The organism is Imperialibacter roseus, from assembly GCF_032999765.1.
Classification (GTDB): domain Bacteria; phylum Bacteroidota; class Bacteroidia; order Cytophagales; family Cyclobacteriaceae; genus Imperialibacter; species Imperialibacter roseus.
Genome location: NZ_CP136051.1, coordinates 4,049,285 through 4,067,000 on the forward strand (window position 1 = coordinate 4,049,285; position 17,716 = coordinate 4,067,000).

Annotated in this window: 20 protein-coding genes; 10 read left to right on the forward strand and 10 right to left on the reverse strand. The window is 46.7% G+C overall.

Annotated elements, in window-relative coordinates:
- Window positions 1-46 precede the first annotated feature (46 nt).
- The gene (locus RT717_RS16970) at window positions 47-1,855 is read right to left on the reverse strand and encodes a hypothetical protein (RefSeq protein WP_317487576.1); all 1,809 of its coding nucleotides are present in this window, start codon (window positions 1,853-1,855) and stop codon (window positions 47-49) included.
- 149 nt (window positions 1,856-2,004) lie between these two features.
- On the opposite strand from RT717_RS16970, the gene RT717_RS16975 reads away from it, so the two are divergent.
- The gene (locus RT717_RS16975; RefSeq protein WP_317487577.1) at window positions 2,005-2,784 is read left to right on the forward strand and encodes an NIPSNAP family protein; all 780 of its coding nucleotides are present in this window, start codon (window positions 2,005-2,007) and stop codon (window positions 2,782-2,784) included.
- Between the two features lie 40 nt (window positions 2,785-2,824).
- Here the strand turns inward: RT717_RS16975 and RT717_RS16980 are convergent, their stop codons facing one another.
- On the reverse strand, window positions 2,825-3,631 hold the full coding sequence (locus tag RT717_RS16980) for a tetratricopeptide repeat protein (protein WP_317487578.1): 807 nt from the start codon (window positions 3,629-3,631) through the stop codon (window positions 2,825-2,827).
- A 64-nt stretch (window positions 3,632-3,695) separates the two neighbouring features.
- Here RT717_RS16980 and RT717_RS16985 point away from each other — a divergent pair, with 64 nt between their 5' ends.
- Genes RT717_RS16985 through RT717_RS16995 form a run of 3 tightly spaced genes read left to right on the forward strand, consistent with a single transcriptional unit; the run spans window position 3,696 to window position 5,161 of the window.
- Window positions 3,696-4,184 (forward strand): cupin domain-containing protein, encoded by a 489-nt coding sequence (locus RT717_RS16985; RefSeq protein ID WP_317487579.1) that lies wholly within the window; start codon window positions 3,696-3,698, stop codon window positions 4,182-4,184.
- 39 nt (window positions 4,185-4,223) lie between these two features.
- A complete protein-coding gene (locus RT717_RS16990; protein WP_317487580.1) occupies window positions 4,224-4,661 on the forward strand; it encodes a MarR family winged helix-turn-helix transcriptional regulator in 438 nt (145 codons plus the stop codon).
- A complete protein-coding gene (locus RT717_RS16995; protein ID WP_317487581.1) occupies window positions 4,658-5,161 on the forward strand; it encodes a GNAT family N-acetyltransferase in 504 nt (167 codons plus the stop codon). The genes RT717_RS16990 and RT717_RS16995 overlap by 4 nt, the downstream gene beginning before the upstream one ends.
- A 5-nt stretch (window positions 5,162-5,166) precedes the next feature.
- On the opposite strand, the gene RT717_RS17000 is transcribed toward RT717_RS16995, so the two are convergent.
- The 4 genes from RT717_RS17000 to RT717_RS17015 form a co-directional block, all read right to left on the reverse strand.
- Window positions 5,167-6,186, reverse strand: coding sequence for a DUF3500 domain-containing protein (locus RT717_RS17000; protein WP_317487582.1), 1,020 nt, complete (start codon window positions 6,184-6,186; stop codon window positions 5,167-5,169).
- Between the two features lie 73 nt (window positions 6,187-6,259).
- Complete coding sequence (locus RT717_RS17005) at window positions 6,260-6,682, reverse strand: type II toxin-antitoxin system VapC family toxin (protein ID WP_317487583.1); 423 nt, start codon at window positions 6,680-6,682, stop codon at window positions 6,260-6,262.
- A complete protein-coding gene (locus tag RT717_RS17010; protein WP_317487584.1) occupies window positions 6,679-6,939 on the reverse strand; it encodes a DUF6364 family protein in 261 nt (86 codons plus the stop codon). The genes RT717_RS17005 and RT717_RS17010 overlap by 4 nt, the downstream gene beginning before the upstream one ends.
- A 74-nt stretch (window positions 6,940-7,013) precedes the next feature.
- Window positions 7,014-9,317, reverse strand: a complete 2,304-nt coding sequence (locus RT717_RS17015; protein ID WP_317487585.1) for a Tex family protein — start codon at window positions 9,315-9,317, stop codon at window positions 7,014-7,016.
- A 175-nt stretch (window positions 9,318-9,492) separates the two neighbouring features.
- Between RT717_RS17015 and RT717_RS17020 the strand changes: the two genes are divergently transcribed.
- Window positions 9,493-10,068 carry a TlpA family protein disulfide reductase gene (locus tag RT717_RS17020; protein ID WP_317487586.1) on the forward strand — a complete coding sequence of 192 codons (576 nt, stop codon included), beginning with the start codon at window positions 9,493-9,495 and terminating at the stop codon, window positions 10,066-10,068.
- On the opposite strand, the gene RT717_RS17025 is transcribed toward RT717_RS17020, so the two are convergent.
- A complete protein-coding gene (locus RT717_RS17025; RefSeq protein WP_317487587.1) occupies window positions 10,063-11,199 on the reverse strand; it encodes a glycerate kinase in 1,137 nt (378 codons plus the stop codon). The genes RT717_RS17020 and RT717_RS17025 overlap by 6 nt on opposite strands.
- Complete coding sequence (locus RT717_RS17030) at window positions 11,200-11,721, reverse strand: SixA phosphatase family protein (RefSeq protein WP_317487588.1); 522 nt, start codon at window positions 11,719-11,721, stop codon at window positions 11,200-11,202.
- Window positions 11,722-11,872: 151 nt separating this feature from the next.
- Between RT717_RS17030 and topA the strand changes: the two genes are divergently transcribed.
- Both topA and RT717_RS17040 read left to right on the forward strand, forming a co-directional pair.
- Complete coding sequence (topA, locus tag RT717_RS17035; protein WP_317487589.1) at window positions 11,873-14,191, forward strand: type I DNA topoisomerase; 2,319 nt, start codon at window positions 11,873-11,875, stop codon at window positions 14,189-14,191.
- An 11-nt stretch (window positions 14,192-14,202) separates the two neighbouring features.
- A complete protein-coding gene (locus RT717_RS17040) occupies window positions 14,203-15,198 on the forward strand; it encodes a 2-hydroxyacid dehydrogenase (protein ID WP_317487590.1) in 996 nt (331 codons plus the stop codon).
- A gap of 32 nt (window positions 15,199-15,230) precedes the next feature.
- On the opposite strand, the gene RT717_RS17045 is transcribed toward RT717_RS17040, so the two are convergent.
- Both RT717_RS17045 and RT717_RS17050 read right to left on the reverse strand, forming a co-directional pair.
- On the reverse strand, window positions 15,231-15,662 hold the full coding sequence (locus RT717_RS17045; protein WP_317487591.1) for a DUF4174 domain-containing protein: 432 nt from the start codon (window positions 15,660-15,662) through the stop codon (window positions 15,231-15,233).
- 33 nt (window positions 15,663-15,695) lie between these two features.
- Window positions 15,696-16,073, reverse strand: a complete 378-nt coding sequence (locus RT717_RS17050) for a RidA family protein (RefSeq protein ID WP_317487592.1) — start codon at window positions 16,071-16,073, stop codon at window positions 15,696-15,698.
- Between the two features lie 82 nt (window positions 16,074-16,155).
- Here RT717_RS17050 and RT717_RS17055 point away from each other — a divergent pair, with 82 nt between their 5' ends.
- The 3 genes from RT717_RS17055 to RT717_RS17065 are packed head-to-tail and all read left to right on the forward strand — an operon-like array spanning window position 16,156 to window position 17,706.
- Window positions 16,156-16,743, forward strand: coding sequence for a hypothetical protein (locus RT717_RS17055; RefSeq protein WP_317487593.1), 588 nt, complete (start codon window positions 16,156-16,158; stop codon window positions 16,741-16,743).
- 31 nt (window positions 16,744-16,774) lie between these two features.
- Complete coding sequence (locus RT717_RS17060; protein ID WP_317487594.1) at window positions 16,775-17,143, forward strand: carboxypeptidase regulatory-like domain-containing protein; 369 nt, start codon at window positions 16,775-16,777, stop codon at window positions 17,141-17,143.
- Between the two features lie 5 nt (window positions 17,144-17,148).
- A complete protein-coding gene (locus tag RT717_RS17065) occupies window positions 17,149-17,706 on the forward strand; it encodes an NUDIX hydrolase (protein WP_317487595.1) in 558 nt (185 codons plus the stop codon).
- The last annotated feature ends 10 nt before the right edge of the window (window positions 17,707-17,716 follow it).

The following is a 17,716-nucleotide window of genomic DNA, read 5'->3' on the forward strand; positions in this document are numbered from 1 at the left end:
AGCCTGACACTCGCAGGCTTAAAAGCGGCAAAAACGCAAGAGAGGGCTACTTCCTTACTTTACCGGTTCTGTCGATGACTATATAGGCAAGATCGGTAGTTGGGTCACCTGCAGGTTTTTCGAGGTAAATGATCGTCTCCATCACCATTTTGTTAAAAGAGACCGAAACCGGTGGATGATCGAGGTCGAGAGAAGCCTTCCAAAGCGCTTTCCCTGCATTGTCGACGGTAGTGATAAAAAGATGAGTTTTTTCCTTCAGTGGATAGTGAATATAAAAAGTCCTGAATCCATCAGCGGTTGGGGCATGCCCGGCGTTTTTAGGCTTATAGGAGAAGTCTTTGTTTGGTGTCGGTAACTTTTCGTTCAACATCCACTCCACAGTGTAGGCGGGTGTCGCCTTTGCCACTACAAAGTTCAAATCTTTACCTACGAGCTTCAGCCCGGTCACATAAAGGCCAGCACTGTCTGCAATGTGTATTGTGCTAAACCCCGTTGGGCTAGCAATACTATCCTTTACAGCCAAAGCAATCGAATCACCATTTTGGGCAATCAACCAATTTCTACGCTTCCTCAAGCCCTCAGCTATCTTTCTCCACAAGCTCAGCTCTGAATCAACAAAGCTCTCCCTTTCGTTTGCATAGCTCAGCAGTTGGTCGGGAGAAACATACCTACTCGTAAAAAAGACAGGATTCCGCTGAAATCCTCCTTCAGCCTTTTGTTTGTCAATAGCAATAAACTCTTTCATTTTATCCAGCCTGTCAACGAGGTTTGAAACAGCCATATACAGGTCGTCGACTTTAGTGCTATCGGGCATCACATTTGGCTGTTTTTCAATAAGGTAGTTCAATTCTTCCACTTTGAAACTCACCACCTTCTCAGTCAGGGTATTTGCGCCAAAGCCTCTGACTTTGGCCAAAATTGTCGGATCAAATTCGAAGGGCCCGCTAATGCCAGATGGGTTCTGAACAAAGGCCTGCTTTTTTGCCACCAGGTCACGATCATAAGCAATTAGCTCCTGCCTGAATGGGCCGATATTAGATTTCTGCTCAGATTTTGTCATCTCTGTCCAAGCCTTCAAATCCCAATAGCCAATGCTGCCTTCCCTGGTAAGATCAAGAGAACCTTTGCTGAAATCAGCCAGATCGTACAGCGTGTTTTTCGCAAGGGTATGGGCAAGCCCGGCTGACGGTATCTTCGCAAGCGCCGCTTCAGCATTAGAAATGGCACTCTCAAGGTTTTTTACAATTCCTTCGAGCTTCACAAACTCCTGCTCAACTTCCTTGTCCATCCCCAGGAGGAAGGAAGACTGGTTTGAGAAGTCAATCTTAAAGTTTTGCAGTATTTCTTGTGCCTCATCGTAAAATTTTCTCGCCACCGATGCCTCCCTTAGGAAAGCCCTGACGTTGTTCCTTCTGTCTTGCAGGGATTTTACCTTGTTTTCTATATCGAGATGAACATCGGAAACTTTGATCCCAAACTCACCAGTTCTCAAATCCCTTCTGTTGAACTCCTGATAATACTCTTCGTTTTTCTTTAGCTCCTTTTCATCTATCAGCTTCAGTGACTTATTATAATGGAGATCAGCGGCATCGATGTGGGCAAACATCTGGGCAGTATCGGTAACGATATTTTCAGACAATGCCTTTCGTTCAAGTATTTTGCCCAGGCTGTAATGAGCATTGGCTTCCTCGCTGTTTTTGGGGTCGGCGATAAACAAATCCAGTTGTTGTTCAGCTTCATCCCATTTAGAGGCTTGCATCAGAGGAAAGATATCTTTGTACTTTAACTTCTGAGCCGAAACGGCAAACGAAAAAAATAAAATAATAGTGGCGGTAGATACACAAGACTTTCTCATTGGTAGCAAAAATTTAGTCTAAGTTAAAAATGTTCTGCCACAAATGTAAAATACCCCACTATTTCGCTAAATACTGATGAATCCACGACATGAGTTATTAGATTGCAACTTAGATTACCAAAATTCATACTCACTTAAACGTCACTAAGATGAAAATTTCAGGCATTGCATTAGTTATCACCTTTCTGGTGGCCTTTTCATCCGCTTCCTTCGCTCAGAAGTCGAAGAGGGAGTTTTACCAACTAAAAGTATATACCCTTGCTTCTGATACACAGGAGAAAATGGTTGACAAGTATTTAAAGGAAGCTTTTATCCCGGCGCTTCACAGGGCCAATATCAAGTCGATTGGCGTATTTAAAACCAAACTTAGCGAGACAGACACTGTTCGTAAGGTCTATGTGCTGATCCCATTTCCTTCATACGACCAATTCAGCGCCTTGGCCAATACGCTTTCGAAGGACGCACAATACCAAACGGCTGGAAGTGAATATATCAACGCTGCCTACAACCAGCCTCCGTACGCCAGGATTGAGAGCACCCTACTTCAGGCTTTTACCGGAATGCCCTTTATGAAAACACCGAACCTCACCGGCCCGAGAAGTGAACGAATATATGAGCTCAGGAGCTACGAATCGGCTACCGAAAAAATCCATCTAAACAAAGTAGAAATGTTTAATGATGGAGAGGTCACCCTTTTCGACAGGCTTGGATTCAATGCGGTATTCTATGGAGAAGTAATTTCTGGTTCTACCATGCCAAACCTGATGTACATGACCACCTTTGACAACAAAGCGAGCAGAGACGAGCACTGGAAGGCATTTTCGGCTGCTCCGGAGTGGGATAAGCTAAAAACGATGCCCAAGTATCAGAACAATGTTTCGAAGAATGTGACGAAGTTCCTGGTGCCTGCAGAATACTCTGACTATTGATTGAATTCACTGCATGTTATTCCGATTAGGGGCTAAGCCTCTAATTGGAAGACACTGCACACATTTCTAAAAACACCTTTTTGTAGTGCTTCGGATCCATATCTGAGGCTATTTTGTAGTCAGTGCAGGCAGCGCTATTGAGCCCAACGCTTGATTTACAATCGGCTCGCCTGACGTACAGGTCGGCCGGGGCATACGCAAGTGCTTCTGCCCTATCAAAGTCTTCAATGGCTTCTGCATATTTACCCGCCCTCATTTGCAATATTCCTCTATTAAAATAGGCCTGGTTGAAATCCGGCTTTTGAGAAATCACGTGGTTAATATCCCTTAAGGCCATGTATCCATTGCCGACAGTACCCATCACTATTGCCCGATGATAGAACAGTGTAACATCACTGTCATCCTTTTTTATGGCTTTGTTATAGTAGCTCAAAGCACTCCATGGGTCATTGTCTGCCATCATCACACGCCCCATCAGATAATTTGCTTCAAAATTCTCCTCGTCTCTCTGCAACACCCGAAAAAGGTCGGTTTTTGCTCCGTCCAAATAGTCTGTTCTCAACAGGCACCTTGCCCTGGCTATCAAAATCTCATTGGCCTTTTCATTGTATCTCAGCGACTTCCCATACCAGGTAATAGCCTCATTGTACCTGCCCAGTTCCTCAAGGCTTCGGGCAATGTTGTAGAGGTGATACCAGTTTTGCGGATCAAGGCTTGACAATTCTTTAAAAATTACCAAAGATTGTTCAAAATCTTCGTTTTCAAACGCTTCAAACGCTGCCTCCTCCTTGTCTTCGCAAGCAAAAAGGCAGATAGCCAGTAGAAAAAGAAGGCCAGCGTTTCTCATGCTGAAAGATAAACTAATCGTTTAGTTGTAGCAAACGCTTTTATTAATTAATTCCGGAAATTGAATGAACAGGAACGCTAATTATTACATAGACCAACTGAACCTCGCCTCTCATCCTGAGGGCGGATATTTTAAAGAGACATATAGAAGTGTTGAAGTCACCACCACCAAAGCTGGTCAAAGGAGCATTTCCACTGCCATTTACTTCCTGTTGGAAGCCGGCAACTTTTCTGCATTTCACCGCATAAAGTCAGATGAAGCGTGGCACTTTTACGATGGCGACCCGCTTTCCGTATACATGATTGATCAAAGTGGCATGCTTGAAGAGGTTCGCCTTGGCCTGGATCTTTCAGCAGGCCAAAAGCCTCAGACAGTCGTTCCTGCCAACTGCTGGTTTGCCTCCAGAGTGTCTGCTGGCGGAAAATTCTCCCTGGTAGGCTGCACAGTGGCACCGGGCTTTGACTTTCAAGACTTTGAAATGGCTGAAAGAAACAAACTGATTCAAGAATATCCCCAGTACCAATCAATCATTAGCTCCCTTACAAGGATTTAAATACTTGACAAAGTCAAGTATTATCATTTACTTGGCGACATGATCGAAGCTGAAAAAGCAATAGGCATTGTTCGTGATTTCAACAGGTTTTACACCAGTGTCATTGGCCTGCTCGACAAGCACATACTTGATAGCCCCTATTCTTTGTCGGAGGCTCGGGTCATGTTCGAAATCAATATAGTCGGTAGCTGCACTGCCAGGCATATAAAAGCAGAAACGCAAATGGATGAGGGCTATCTGAGCAGGATAGTCGACAAGCTGTTGAAGCAGGGCCTTTTGAAGAAAACCAGGTCGGACGAAGACGGCAGAGCGTTTTTGCTTTCACTATCGCCAGCCGGGCAACGAGAGTTTACCAGGCTCGACAAAGCCTCACATGACGACATAGCGCTGTTACTGAAAAAACTGAGCCGAAAAGAAATTGACCTTCTTTCTACTCAGCTCCAAAGCATAAAATCAATTTTAGCGAAGACTTTATGAAAGCTGCCATCACCCTTGAAAGTGTGACCATACGAACTGAGCTGAGGCCAGGGGACATAGGATATGTGATCTACATGCACGGCGATATCTATTCGAAAGAGTATGGTTACAGTTTGGGTTTCGAATCTTATGTGGCCGAAAGTTTTGTAGAGTTCTACAAGCAATATGACGCCAACCTTGATCGGGTGTGGGTTTGTGAACACAACGAAAAAATCATAGGGTTTCTTCTGCTGATGCACCGGGGCAAAGCAGCCCAGCTTAGGTACTTCATAATGGAAAAGCCCTACCGGGGTATCGGACTGGGAAAGAAGCTAATGAATTTGTATATGAACGAACTGAACAGCCTCGGGTACGAATCGTCTTACCTTCTCACCGTGGACGAGCTTCCTGCGGCTGCCTCGTTGTACAAGCGGCATGGCTTTCGACTGACTGAGGAAAAGCCATTTTCGGATTTCGGCAAACCCCTGATGGAGCAGAAATATGAGCTTATGCTACGCTGATCGCTCTAGTGCTTCACCTTTACATAGTGCTCTTTGATCAAATCCCTCCCGAAGTCACCATCAAAATCTCGCCAAACGGTATGGATATGATTGCCGTTACCCTGTGAGTTATCAAACTCAATCAGGAAAGAGAGCCCCTGTATCCTGTAATAATGTGGTGCACCGGGTTTATCGCTACCTGCCCACCCGAACATAATGAGATTGACGTCTTCTTTCAGTATGTTGCTTTTTCTTGCCCTCGCTTCTTTTTCCGGCATCACAGCCAGGTATTCATCAACGATTGCCCATAGCATATTTTTCTGTTGATCCGTAAGCTGATCATAGGCAATGCCTGCCCTGTCAAGCGGTTTTACCTGCGCTACAGTCTTAGACACAATATCATTGAAAGTGCTTCCACTAAAAACGGCTTGCTGCTTTTGTGCTCCCTTCAGCGAATTCAACAGTTCGAAAGCCAGGTCTTCTTCCCTGTTAAGCACCCGCAGGCCCTCCTTAGGGCCATTTTTCACCTCACCGGGGTTAGATCCCAAAAACCTTGGTGTGTAAGACACCTCACCATTTACGACTGTGAAGTGAAGAGAGATATGATGCCCGTCGAACTGCCAGGCCCACGGTTCTTTCCCTCCAGGCTTGCCGAAAATGGATACGAAATACATCTCCGGATCACGCTTCGGGTTGTTTTCCAACTCAGCCAGCACTTCCTCCAGGCTCATGATCATTTTGACCTTTTTGTAGCCTGCTTCGCTGAGCGACATAGTTAATAGCTGATTCACCAGGTCTTTCTGACTGTCGTCCATTTCTTTTAACGGCAGCCCATTTCTGGCAACCTGGTAAGGAGGCACATACGCCCAATCAAATCTTTTGGTATCGTCGAAGGCCATGAGCAGTTTGGCTTTCTGCTTGTCGTTCGCCGACTCGAGCAAGAGGCTGGCTATTTCGGCACTGAAACCGTGGAACCTGAACGAGCTAGTGAAAATGGCAAAGGCCAGCAGCATAGCTGACAGATAAAACTTAGGGTGGGTTTTCATGCAAGAAGATAACTATTATTTCGCAGAAAAACACTAACAACCAATCGATTAGCTAAGGCATCCTTTGCAATGGTCAGGTATTAAAATAATACTTCTTTAAAAACCCTTCACAACTCACAACATCTATCGTGGAGTAGTAAAAATCATCTCTGTCTTCAGTCACAATACACCGGCACCCTACTTCCAGTGCAGCATAGTACTGCATGCCGTCTTCAAAATCATGGATACTTTTATTAGTCAAAGCACTATTAACAGCGTTATCATCAATAACGGCCGTGAGAATATGCTCTTTCAGAATGGCAAGCTTTTTCTTCGCTTGCACTGCTCCACTTTTCTTAGATGAAAAATAGAAAGCGATGGCGAGACTCATCGGCGTGGCATACAATTCAAAACCCTGCTTTCCCGCCAAACTTAACACTCTCGCTGCATTGGAAAATACTGGATATTCCTTATTGAGCACCGCAACCAATACATTGGCATCTATCAGGGTTTTCACTTCTTTTTGCGGCTTTCGTAGTACTCTTTTTTTGCCGCTTTTCTTGGCTTTGAAGTTTTGTATTCTGCCTGCCCATCTGCCACCATCATCACCCACTTCGCTACCTCCAGGTCTTCGAGCGACTGATAGTGCCGGGATGTCATTTGCCTGTAGAGGTATTCTGTTAGCCTGGACAGACTAATATTATTCTCCTCGGCGAATGCTTTGGCTGAGGCAATAACACTTGCATCAAAACTCAAAGTGATCTTGGCGTCCATACTTCCATTATTTTATACGACAAAGATAAAAAATTTATACGTATAAAAAATAAGGAAGTTTCGACGCTACTCAATCATCCCCCAAATTTTCCCCTCAGCTTAGCCAACTGAGCCTGCAAATCTCCATCCGGCTCATCTGATTGCTGTGGTTTTTGAGGCTGAAAGCTTCTTCGCTCCTGCCTCCTTGGCTCTGGTCGCTCGTCTTTTTTATCACTTGCCTTTCTGGGAGCAGGGCCTGTGGCAAATGGATCGGCTTTCATCGACAGGGCAATCCGTTTTCTGGCGAGGTCAACTTCTACCACTGTCACCATTACCTTCTGCTGTAGCTTAACCGCCTCCGACGGATCGCTAATAAATTTATCGGCCAGGTGACTGATGTGAACCAGGCCGTCCTGATGCACTCCAATGTCCACAAAAGCACCAAACTTGGTCACGTTGGTGACGATGCCCGGAAGCTTCATGCCCATTTTAAGGTCGGCCATCTCATTCACTCCGTCAGTAAAAGAGAATACCTCGAACGACTCCCTGGGGTCACGACCGGGTTTGGCTAGTTCCTCAATAATATCTGTCAAAGTAGGAAGCCCCACCTCCTCAGATACATACTTTTTCAAATCTAATTTCCGTCGAAGCTCATTGCTCGTCATCAAATCAGTAACGCCACAACCAAGGTCTTTTGCCATTTGCTCCACCAAATTATACCGTTCCGGGTGAACTGCACTGGTGTCCAGTACGTTCTTGCCATCCCTGATGCGAAGGAAGCCAGCGGCCTGCTCGTAAGCCTTGTCGCCCAGGCGGGGTACTTTCTTCAGCGACTCCCTGTCTTTGAAAGGCCCATTAGCATTCCTGAACTCAACGATATTTTGTGCCAGTTGTGGCCCCAGCCCCGACACGTAGGTCAGCAGCTGCTTGCTTGCTGTGTTCAGTTCCACGCCCACAGCGTTTACACAGCTCATCACCACATCGTCCAGCGACTTCTTTAGCTCTGTTTGATCCACGTCGTGCTGGTACTGGCCAACGCCTATCGACTTGGCATCTATCTTCACCAGCTCAGCCAACGGATCCATAAGTCTGCGACCAATGGAGACTGCACCACGAACAGTCACGTCCTGATCGGGGAATTCTTCTCTGGCTACATCCGACGCAGAATAGATAGAGGCGCCACTTTCGTTCACCATGGCCACCAGCACATGCGAAGGCAGCCCGATAGATTTGATAAACTGCTCGGTTTCTCTGCTTGCCGTTCCGTTTCCAATGGCTACGGCCTGGATTTTATATTTCTCCACCATGTAGGCAACCGTGGCTGCCGCCTTTTGCACAGCTTTTTGAGGTTCGTTAGGGTAAATGGCCTCAAAGTCCAGCAGCTTACCCTGGCTGTCCAAAGCAGCTACTTTACACCCCGTTCTGAATCCCGGGTCGACAGCAAGAATGCTCTTTTGCCCTAGCGGGGCAGCCATCAGCAGTTGCTTCAAGTTTTCGGCAAACACATTAATGGCCTCCACATCAGCCTTGTCTTTTGACCCGAGCCGTGCTTCAGTTTCCATGCTAGGCTTCAGCAAGCGCTTATATGAATCATGGACAGCTTCTTTCACCTGATCGGCCACGGGATTGCTGCCCTTCACAAACTGTCTTTCAAGCAACAAAGTCGCTTCCTCCTCCGGCGGATACATATCCAGCATAAGTATCATCTCCTTTTCACCTCTTCTCATCGCAAGCAGGCGGTGAGATGGCACCTTGCCAAGGGGCTCAGACCACTCAAAGTAGTCTTTATATTTCTGTCCCTCTTCCTCTTTGCCTTTCATCACTTTGGAGTAAACAACGCCACTGCGATTAAACAGCTCCCTCATTTTCTTTCGGGCATCGGGGTCTTCATTCACTATTTCAGCAATAATGTCACGAGCTCCCTGCAAGGCCTCCTCGGCTGATGCCACACCTTTTTCTTCATCCAGGTATTTTTCGGCCTCACCTGCCAATTCACCAGCTTGCCTTTCAAAGATCCAAAGTGCCAGCGGCTCCAGTCCCTTTTCTCTGGCAATGGTGGCTCGGGTGCGGCGCTTGGGCTTATAGGGCAGATAAATATCTTCCAGCGACGACATGGTTTCTGCTGCATCAATTTGCGCTTTCAGCTCATCAGTCAGCTTGCCCTGCTCCTCAATCGACTTGAGGATGGCTTCCCTTCTTTTGTCGAGGTCACGCAGTTGCCCAATCCGGTCACGTATTTTTGCAATAAAAACTTCGTCGAGGCTTCCTGTCCTCTCTTTACGGTACCTGGAAATAAAAGGAACGGTTCCGCCTTCGTCGAGAAGCTCAGCGGTAGCTACGACCTGTTTTGGGGAAATGCTTAATTCAGCTGCGATTTTGAGGTAATGTGCCTGGCTCATGTCTTCCTTGACTTCTGATTAGGGTCTGTTAAATACGTGTTTTGCTCAAAGTGATCTTCGAAATTACTCGAAACAGGGCTCGAAAATAAAGGCTTTCGGAATCAAATGAAGACTTTTTTTGTATTGATTGCTGCGGAGACTAAAAACTTACTGACTTCTAATGAATTAAGGCAAAATGGATAAAAAAAAGAAAAGGGAAATTATTGAATGGGCTGTAATTCTGGGAGTTATGGCCACGCTATATTTCACTGGCCTGCATACGGAAGTCATCGGCACATTGCAAAGAGGTATTCTGGCGACAGGCATCATGGCGCCCAGCGAGCCCGAAAGTACGCTGTCGCTCACCGAGTCGGATTATCAATTTCAGCTAGAGGATCTAAATGGGAAAGTTTCTTCTTTTAATGAGCTAAAGGGAAAAACTGTTTTCATCAATCTGTGGGCAACCTGGTGTCCTCCCTGCATAGCAGAAATGCCAGAAATCCAGGACCTCTACGACAAAGTGGGGAGTGACAAAGTGGTGTTTGTTATGATTTCGCTGGACGATGAGCGAGAAAAGGCGATTAAATTTATTCAGAAGAAGGAGTATACTTTTCCGGTCTATACCCTGGTGAGCGGGCTGCCAGCTGTTTTTCATTCTCAGTCGATTCCGACCACTTTTGTGATAGCACCCGATGGCCAGGTGAAAGTGCAGCAGTTTGGCATGGCTAGCTACGACACCGAGGAGTTTAGAAACTTACTATTGAGCTTATAGCTGCTGCAAAGCCAGCACGTTCCCAAGGTTGAAGGCCGTTCTTTCTATATTAATAAGCGTGTTGGCCATTGCAGTCTCCAGGCTCTCTGGCTGATTCCCTACAGGCAGTAGCGCCAAAAATCTTCTGAGCTCACTATCGGGAATTTCCCCTGGAATACGTCCCGCCAATCCAACTACAGGTTTGCGATGCTTCTCTGCCATTTCCAACAGCGCAAACGGCCCTTTGCCCTCCGCTGTCTGCTCATCAAGGCTGCCTTCGGCCGTGATCACCACATCAGTTTCTTTGATTGCCTTGTCCATTTCCAAAAGCTCCAGTATAAACTCGGCCCCCGGCCTCAGCTCAGCATCCATCCAGCCGACCAGCCCCGCCGAAATACCCCCGGCAGCCCCTCCTCCTTTCACACCAGTGACGTCTACCCCCCTATGCTGCCTGATAAGGTTGGCCCAATGAGCCAGTCCATTATCAAGTTGAGCTACCTGCTCCGGCGACGCCCCCTTTTGCGGCCCGTAAACTGCAGCTGCCCCTGAAGCACCCAGAAGGGGATTGCTCACGTCGCACAGCACAGTTATATGCAATTTTTTTAAGCCTTCCGGCTCAACAATCTGAACTATGTGTTTAAGCGCTTCGCCCGATCCGGCGAGCCCTTCTCCACTACTGCTAAGGAATTTATAGCCAAGGGCAGTGAGTATGCCCATGCCGCCATCGGTGGTTGCACTGCCGCCGATACATAATATAATATGTGTAGCACCCAGGTCGATTGCCTCTTTCATCAGTTCGCCTGTGCCTGCACTACTTGCCTTCATGGCATTCCTTTCCGTCTCTGAGAGCAACCGCAGGCCAGAAGCATCAGCCATTTCAATGATTGCCAGTTGCTTGCTGGCTATGTATCCAAAAGGTGCCATCACCTTCCTTCCTAACGGCCCCGATACTTCCTTTTTGAAAATCTCCCCCTGTAGCGCATCCACTAGAATAGGCAAGGTGCCATCGCCACCATCGGCTATTGGTTTGCAAACTATTCTGGACTGACATTTACTTTTTTGAAGTCCTTTCTTGATGGCCTCAGCGATATCGAAGGCTGTAGCGGCGCTTTTGAAGGCATTTGGAGCCACAAGTATATTAAGCTCCCGCATTTAGTTGTCCGGCTTGTGTTCGTCTTCTTCAATCTGACCCGGCGTGATATACTGGATCAGCTTGCCAGTGTTCTGCGACACCTCTTTCCATGAATCCATGGGGAAATGAATTTCAACCAGACTGCCCGGCTCCATGTTTCCCACAGTTTCGCCTGTCAGCAGCTCTGCCATATAACTAACGGTGGGGTTGTGTCCTACAAAAAGTACACTTTGGCAATTTACATCCAGCTCATTCACAATTCTTAAAAAAATTCTCACCGAGGCGTCGTACAGCTCCGGGTCTTCCTGAATTTCCTCGGCCGGATACTTGATTTGTTCGGCTATAATCTGCGCAGTTTGAAACGCCCGGACAGCCGCACTGGTAACCATCAGGTTGGGGATCAAATCATGGCGTTTTATGTACATACCGGTATGAACTGCCTCTCTTTGGCCTGACCTGGTTAGATACCTTTCGATGTCTTTTGACCCATGGTCGGTCTCTCCTGATTCTGCATGTCGGACAATCAATAATTTCTTAACCATTCTCTTATAACGTGGTTAAATAAAAGTCAGTATGGCGGGGGAAATATAGCAAAACGAGTCTACCAATATCCCCGCCATTTGATTTTTTTGTTTTTTTTTAAAGATATTTGACCGCCTCACCATTTTGGTAGAAAGGAAAAAATCCAGAGAAATGTCGAAAAACCTAGTAATAGTCGAGTCGCCAGCAAAGGCAAAAACAATTGAAGGATACTTAGGGAAGGACTATTCAGTTACGTCGAGTTACGGCCATGTTCGTGATCTGCCCAAAGGCGATAAAGCGATTGACATCAAGAATGGTTTTAAGCCGACCTACGAAATAACGGCCGATAAGAAGGAAGTCATCAAGCAGTTGAAAAAATTATCGAAGGAAGCTGAGATGATTTACCTGGCTAGTGACGATGACCGTGAAGGAGAAGCCATTTCGTGGCATTTAAAGGAGGCGCTGGACCTGAACGATAAGAACACAAGGCGGATCGTTTTCAGGGAAATTACCAAGAAGGCAATTGACAATGCCATTCAGAACCCAAGAGGCATTGATATCGATTTGGTAAATGCCCAGCAGGCCCGCCGCATACTTGACCGCCTGGTTGGTTTCGAGCTGTCTCCCATTCTCTGGAAAAAAATAAAAACTGGTCTCTCAGCTGGCCGGGTGCAATCCGTTGCCGTACGCCTTGTGGTGGACCGAGAACGAGAAGTTGAACATTTCAACTCTGAGTCTTCTTTCAAAATCACAGCCAATTTTCTGCTTGCAGGTGGTAAGGTACTGAAAGCAGAGCTTGGCAAAAAATTTAAGACCGAGGCCGAAGCACAAGCCTTTCTTGAGAAGTGTAACGGCGCAGAGTTCTCTATCAAAAACTTAGAGAAAAAGCCTACTAAAAGGTCACCAGCACCTCCATTCACCACTTCTACCCTACAGCAGGAGGCCAGCCGTAAGTTGGGCTTCTCGGTGAGTCAGACCATGACCATCGCTCAGCGGCTTTATGAGTCGGGTAAGATCTCTTATATGAGAACTGACTCACTCAACCTGTCAGACGAGGCCGTCAGCGGTGCCACCAACGAAATCAAGTCATCGTATGGCAACGATTTTGTTCAAAACAGAAAGTATAAAACCAAGTCGGAAAGTGCTCAGGAAGCTCACGAAGCCATCAGGCCTACGGACTTCTCGGCTCACACAGCCGGTGCAGAAAGAAATGAACAGCGGCTTTACGACCTGATCTGGAAAAGAGCAATCGCCTCCCAAATGGCGGATGCGCAAATTGAAAAAACCATCGCTTCCATTGGCATTTCCACTACCGATGAGGTACTAACTGCCACCGGAGAAGTGATCCAATTTGAAGGCTTCCTTAAAGTGTATATAGAGTCGACCGACGACGAGGAGGATGAAGAAGAAGCAAAAGGCATGCTGCCACCATTGAAGGTCGGTGAAAAGCTGACTTTGAGGGAAATAACTGGCAAAGAATCGTTTACACGCCCACCTACAAGGTACACAGAAGCGAGTCTTGTAAAACAGCTGGAAGAAATGGGCATAGGCCGTCCGTCGACCTACGCACCAACCATTTCCACCATCCAAAAAAGAGAATACGTTATTAAGGAGTCTCGTGACGGCAAGGAGAGAAAATACAGGGAGCTGACGCTGGCCAACGGCAAAATCACAGCCAAAACAGGTACTGAAAACTATGGTGCCGAAAAAATGAAGCTCTTCCCCACCAACCTGGCCATGGTAGTCAACGACTTCCTGGTGCTCCATTTCCCGAATGTGATCGACTTCACTTTTACTGCCCGGGTGGAGAAAGAGTTTGACGACATAGCCTCTGGCAAAGTGGAATGGCAAACAATGATTGACTCCTTCTATGGCAAATTTCACCCAAGGGTAGAAAGCACCGAAAAGGTTGACCGGTCGGAAGTAGGTGCCAGCAAAGAGCTGGGCATTGACCCGGCCAGCGGCAAGAAAGTGACTGTCAGGCTAGGTCGTTTTGGTCCGCTGGCCCAAATTGGCGAAGCAACCGAAGACGAGAAGCCCAAATACGCCAGCCTGAAAAAAGGGCAGCTGATGGAGAATATAACATTGGAGGACGCCCTTGAGCTATTCAAGCTTCCCAGAGAGATTGGGCTGTTTGAAGAGGAACCAATGGTAGCTGCTATCGGCAGATTTGGGCCTTATATTCGTCATAAAAGTCAGTTTTACTCGCTTACCAAGGATTTTGACCCAATGACAGTCACTGAGGAAGAGGCTGTATTGATTATCAGGGCTAAGAGAGAATTGGAAGCCAACAGGCTCATCAAGAAATTCACTGAAAACGAAGAAGTTCAGGTGCTAAACGGTCGCTTTGGCCCTTACATCAAGTTTGGCAAACAGAACGTGAAGATCCCAAAAGGCAAAGAGCCCAAGGAGCTGACCTACGCCGAATGCGTGGAGCTGGCCGAAGCAGCACCAGCGAAAAAGGGAGGATTCAAGAGAAAGTCCAAGTAGCACAAACGAACATGAAAATCGTATTCTTTAGCACCAAATCATACGACAAAGAATACTTCGAAAAAGCCAACAAGGAATTTGACTTCATATTCATAGAGGCAAATCTTGACCCCATCACTGCGGTAGTCATTCCTGATGGAGCAGTTGTTTGCTGTTTTGTGAACGACGCTATCAATGAGCAAGTCATTGAAGTGTTGAAAAGTAAGAAGGTTCGGCTGATAGCTCTCAGGTGTGCCGGGTTCAATCAGGTAAACCTGGAAGCCGCTGCCAAAGCCAGCATCAAGGTCGTGAGGGTACCCGCCTATTCTCCTCACGCCGTGGCCGAGCATGCGGTCGCATTGTTGTTAACGCTGAACAGAAAAACCCACAAAGCATACAACAGGGTGAGGGAAGGGAATTTCTCGCTGGAGCGCATGACCGGGTTCGATATCTTTGGTAAAACTGTTGGAGTGATTGGCACCGGTAAAATTGGGGCCACTTTTGCCAGCATTATGCTGGGATTTGGCTGCCGGGTGATAGCCTACGATCCGTTTCCAAATACGGAACTCACTGAAAAGGGCATTGTGTACTACCCGTTGAACGAGCTACTTGCTCAGTCTGATATCCTATCGCTTCACTGCCCGCTGACACCTGAAACCCACCACCTGATTGGTCAGGAAGCGTTGCAACACATCAAACCGGGAGCCCTCTTGATCAACACCAGCAGAGGAGCTTTGATTGACACGTTGGCCGCTATCGATGCTTTGAAAAGCCACCGCCTCGGGGCCCTGGGCATTGATGTATACGAACAGGAAGAACACCTTTTCTTCCAGGATTTCTCCGATGTCATCATTGACGACGACGTTATCTCCCGCCTGATGACCTTCCCCAACGTGCTGATTACAGCGCATCAGGCGTTTCTTACCAGTGAAGCACTGGAGCAAATTGCGTTAACGACGCTGCAAAACATCAGGAGCTTCAACGAGGGGCTACCGCTTGCCAATGAAGTTACCTTGAATAAAAATTAGTTGCCTGCCCCCAGTCGCACCGTCGCCTAACATTACTGGTTTCTCCTCATCTCTGCCCGCCGCATAGGCATAGAATCTACCAGGTCGAAAATTGTTTCTACTGACACCACAGTTTGTTCCTTTAGCTTAACACCGCCATCTTTTCCAATCAGAACGATTAAAAAATGACTATGAGTGGGGTTAAAAGTTTGCTGCAACGTGGCGGCATCTTTGGCACCAATCGATGCTCCGCCAATTGCCCCGTTTCTCCCACCTTCAATGACCCCCAACACAAGGTCACGATCGTCAAACTCTTTTTGTTGCTTTTTAAAAAGCGCCACCTGCTCAACGCCGATGCCAGCATTTGATTCAGAATGAAAGAAAAGGATGATTCTGTTTTTCCAGGCAAACGGCACTAGTGGGTCGCCGGACTTCTCTCCACCCAACCCAACCATTGACATCAAAACGAAAGCGATAGAAATCATAACATAACAACAAGTCTCTTTAGGCTTTTGTTATCAGTTGGTCTCTGCCACGCATTCAATCTCCACCAATGCATCCAGGGGCAGCCTGCTTACCTCCACTGTGCTTCTGGCAGGCTGATGCTCTCCAAACACTTCTGCATACACAGCGTTCATGGCAGGGAAGTCTCTGAAGTTTTTAAGAAATACCGTCGTTTTCACTACGTCGGCCAAAGATAAACCCTCTGCTTTCAGCACGGCCGACAAATTCATCAGTGCCTGCCGGGTTTGCGGCCCTATCTCGCCGTCAACCATTTTGTTGGTGTCGGGCACAATGGGTGTTTGCCCCGAACAGAATACGAGACTACCTGACCTGATCGCCTGCGAATAGGGCCCTATGGCTTTAGGTGCCTCGTCTGAATATATTTTCTTCATCTTTGTTTGATTATTTAAGCCAATCTATAAAAATCTATTCTTGTTTTAACTAATCCACCCTGCATCTCGTTATCTTTCGGAAATGGCATTCTTCGATCAGTTATATCAGAAATTATTCAACAATCAGGTCAGCGAAACTTCGCTCATCCTTCAAGAGGTAATTGTAAGAAATGAAAAATACCTGCAGGGCTATGAGCAATGGAAGCTGGATGGCCGTGCCGCCAAAATGATCTCAGACTACAGCCGCTCCTATCATTTCAAAAAAGCAGGAGTTCAAAGTGAGCCCAATGTGCATGTATTTGCCTCCTCGGCGTCCAACGGATTTGCGCTGACCTACTCTCCTGATTTCGATAAGCAGGAGTTTCAGTTTCTGTTCGACTACCTGGCTGATATCAGCAAAACATTGGGCTACAGGCAGGTAAACAGCGATGTGACGATCACGGAAAAGAACGACACAGTTGAAACCAGAGAGAAACACTACCTAAAACCACCTATCGGTGCCGCTGACCAGCTGTCCAAACAACTTTTTGGTAACATTCTTGTGGAGCACATATTGATCGATGATCAGCCGAGCTATATTAAGCTGTTGGCTAATATCTACTTCGACAGACAATATGAGCCTGCTGAAGACCATAGAGAATTGATCTCACATTTGTTTACCATTGACTGATAAACTTAAAACCGTTATAAATCTCAAAACAATGAAAAGAATTGCTTACAGAATTACAGGCTTAAATATTTTAATGATTGCATGCTTCGTGCTGCTTACGTCTTCCACTCAGTTGCTCCCCACCAACCTGAGAATCACCGTGTTGAATAGCCTTGGTAATGCAGAAGAGGGCGTTACTGTGACTCTTTATGCCACAGAAGAAAACTACATAGAAGAAACGAATCCGGTACAAGAGGCGCAATTAACTGACCAGAAAGGGAGAGTAACATTCACCAAACTGGATCCAAAGCCATATTTTGTTGTGGCCAGAAAAGGAGACCTTGACAACAACGGCGAGGGCGCTGAAACAGCTCCGCTACAAGAAGGAAGAATGAACAAAGTAAACATTGTGATTCAGTAGGCCGGATGTCCCGAAAAGAATTGACCAGCCTTTTGAGCCATTACGAAACATCACACACAAGTGAGGTTCATTACGCTCCAAGGTTTGTATCTCTTCTTCAAAACTTCCCAGGTTGCTTCCGCAGAGATTTGGTTTCTGGCCATATCACCGGCTCTGCCTGGGTAGTTTCTTCAGCTCTTGATCAGGTAGTACTGTTGCACCACAAAAAACTTAACAGGTGGCTGCAGCCAGGCGGTCATGCCGATGGTGAAGAGGACGTATTGAAAGTGGCCGCCAAAGAACTCGAAGAAGAAACAGGGCTTAGCGCCTATAAATGGATCACCAAAGATGTTTTTGATATCGATATCCACCTTATTCCTGAAAGAGGCAACGAGCCGGCTCATTTTCACTACGACATCAGGTTTATTGCCATGGCTGAAGTTTCGGCTCCCCTTGTTGTAAGCAACGAAAGCAGAGATGTAAGGTGGGTGCCCTTGTCGGCTGTTACTGAAGAAGCAGGTTTTGAAGAATCGATTCTCCGGATGGTTAAAAAAACACTCAAGCTAAAGGCATCGCTAACCTGACACAGTGAAG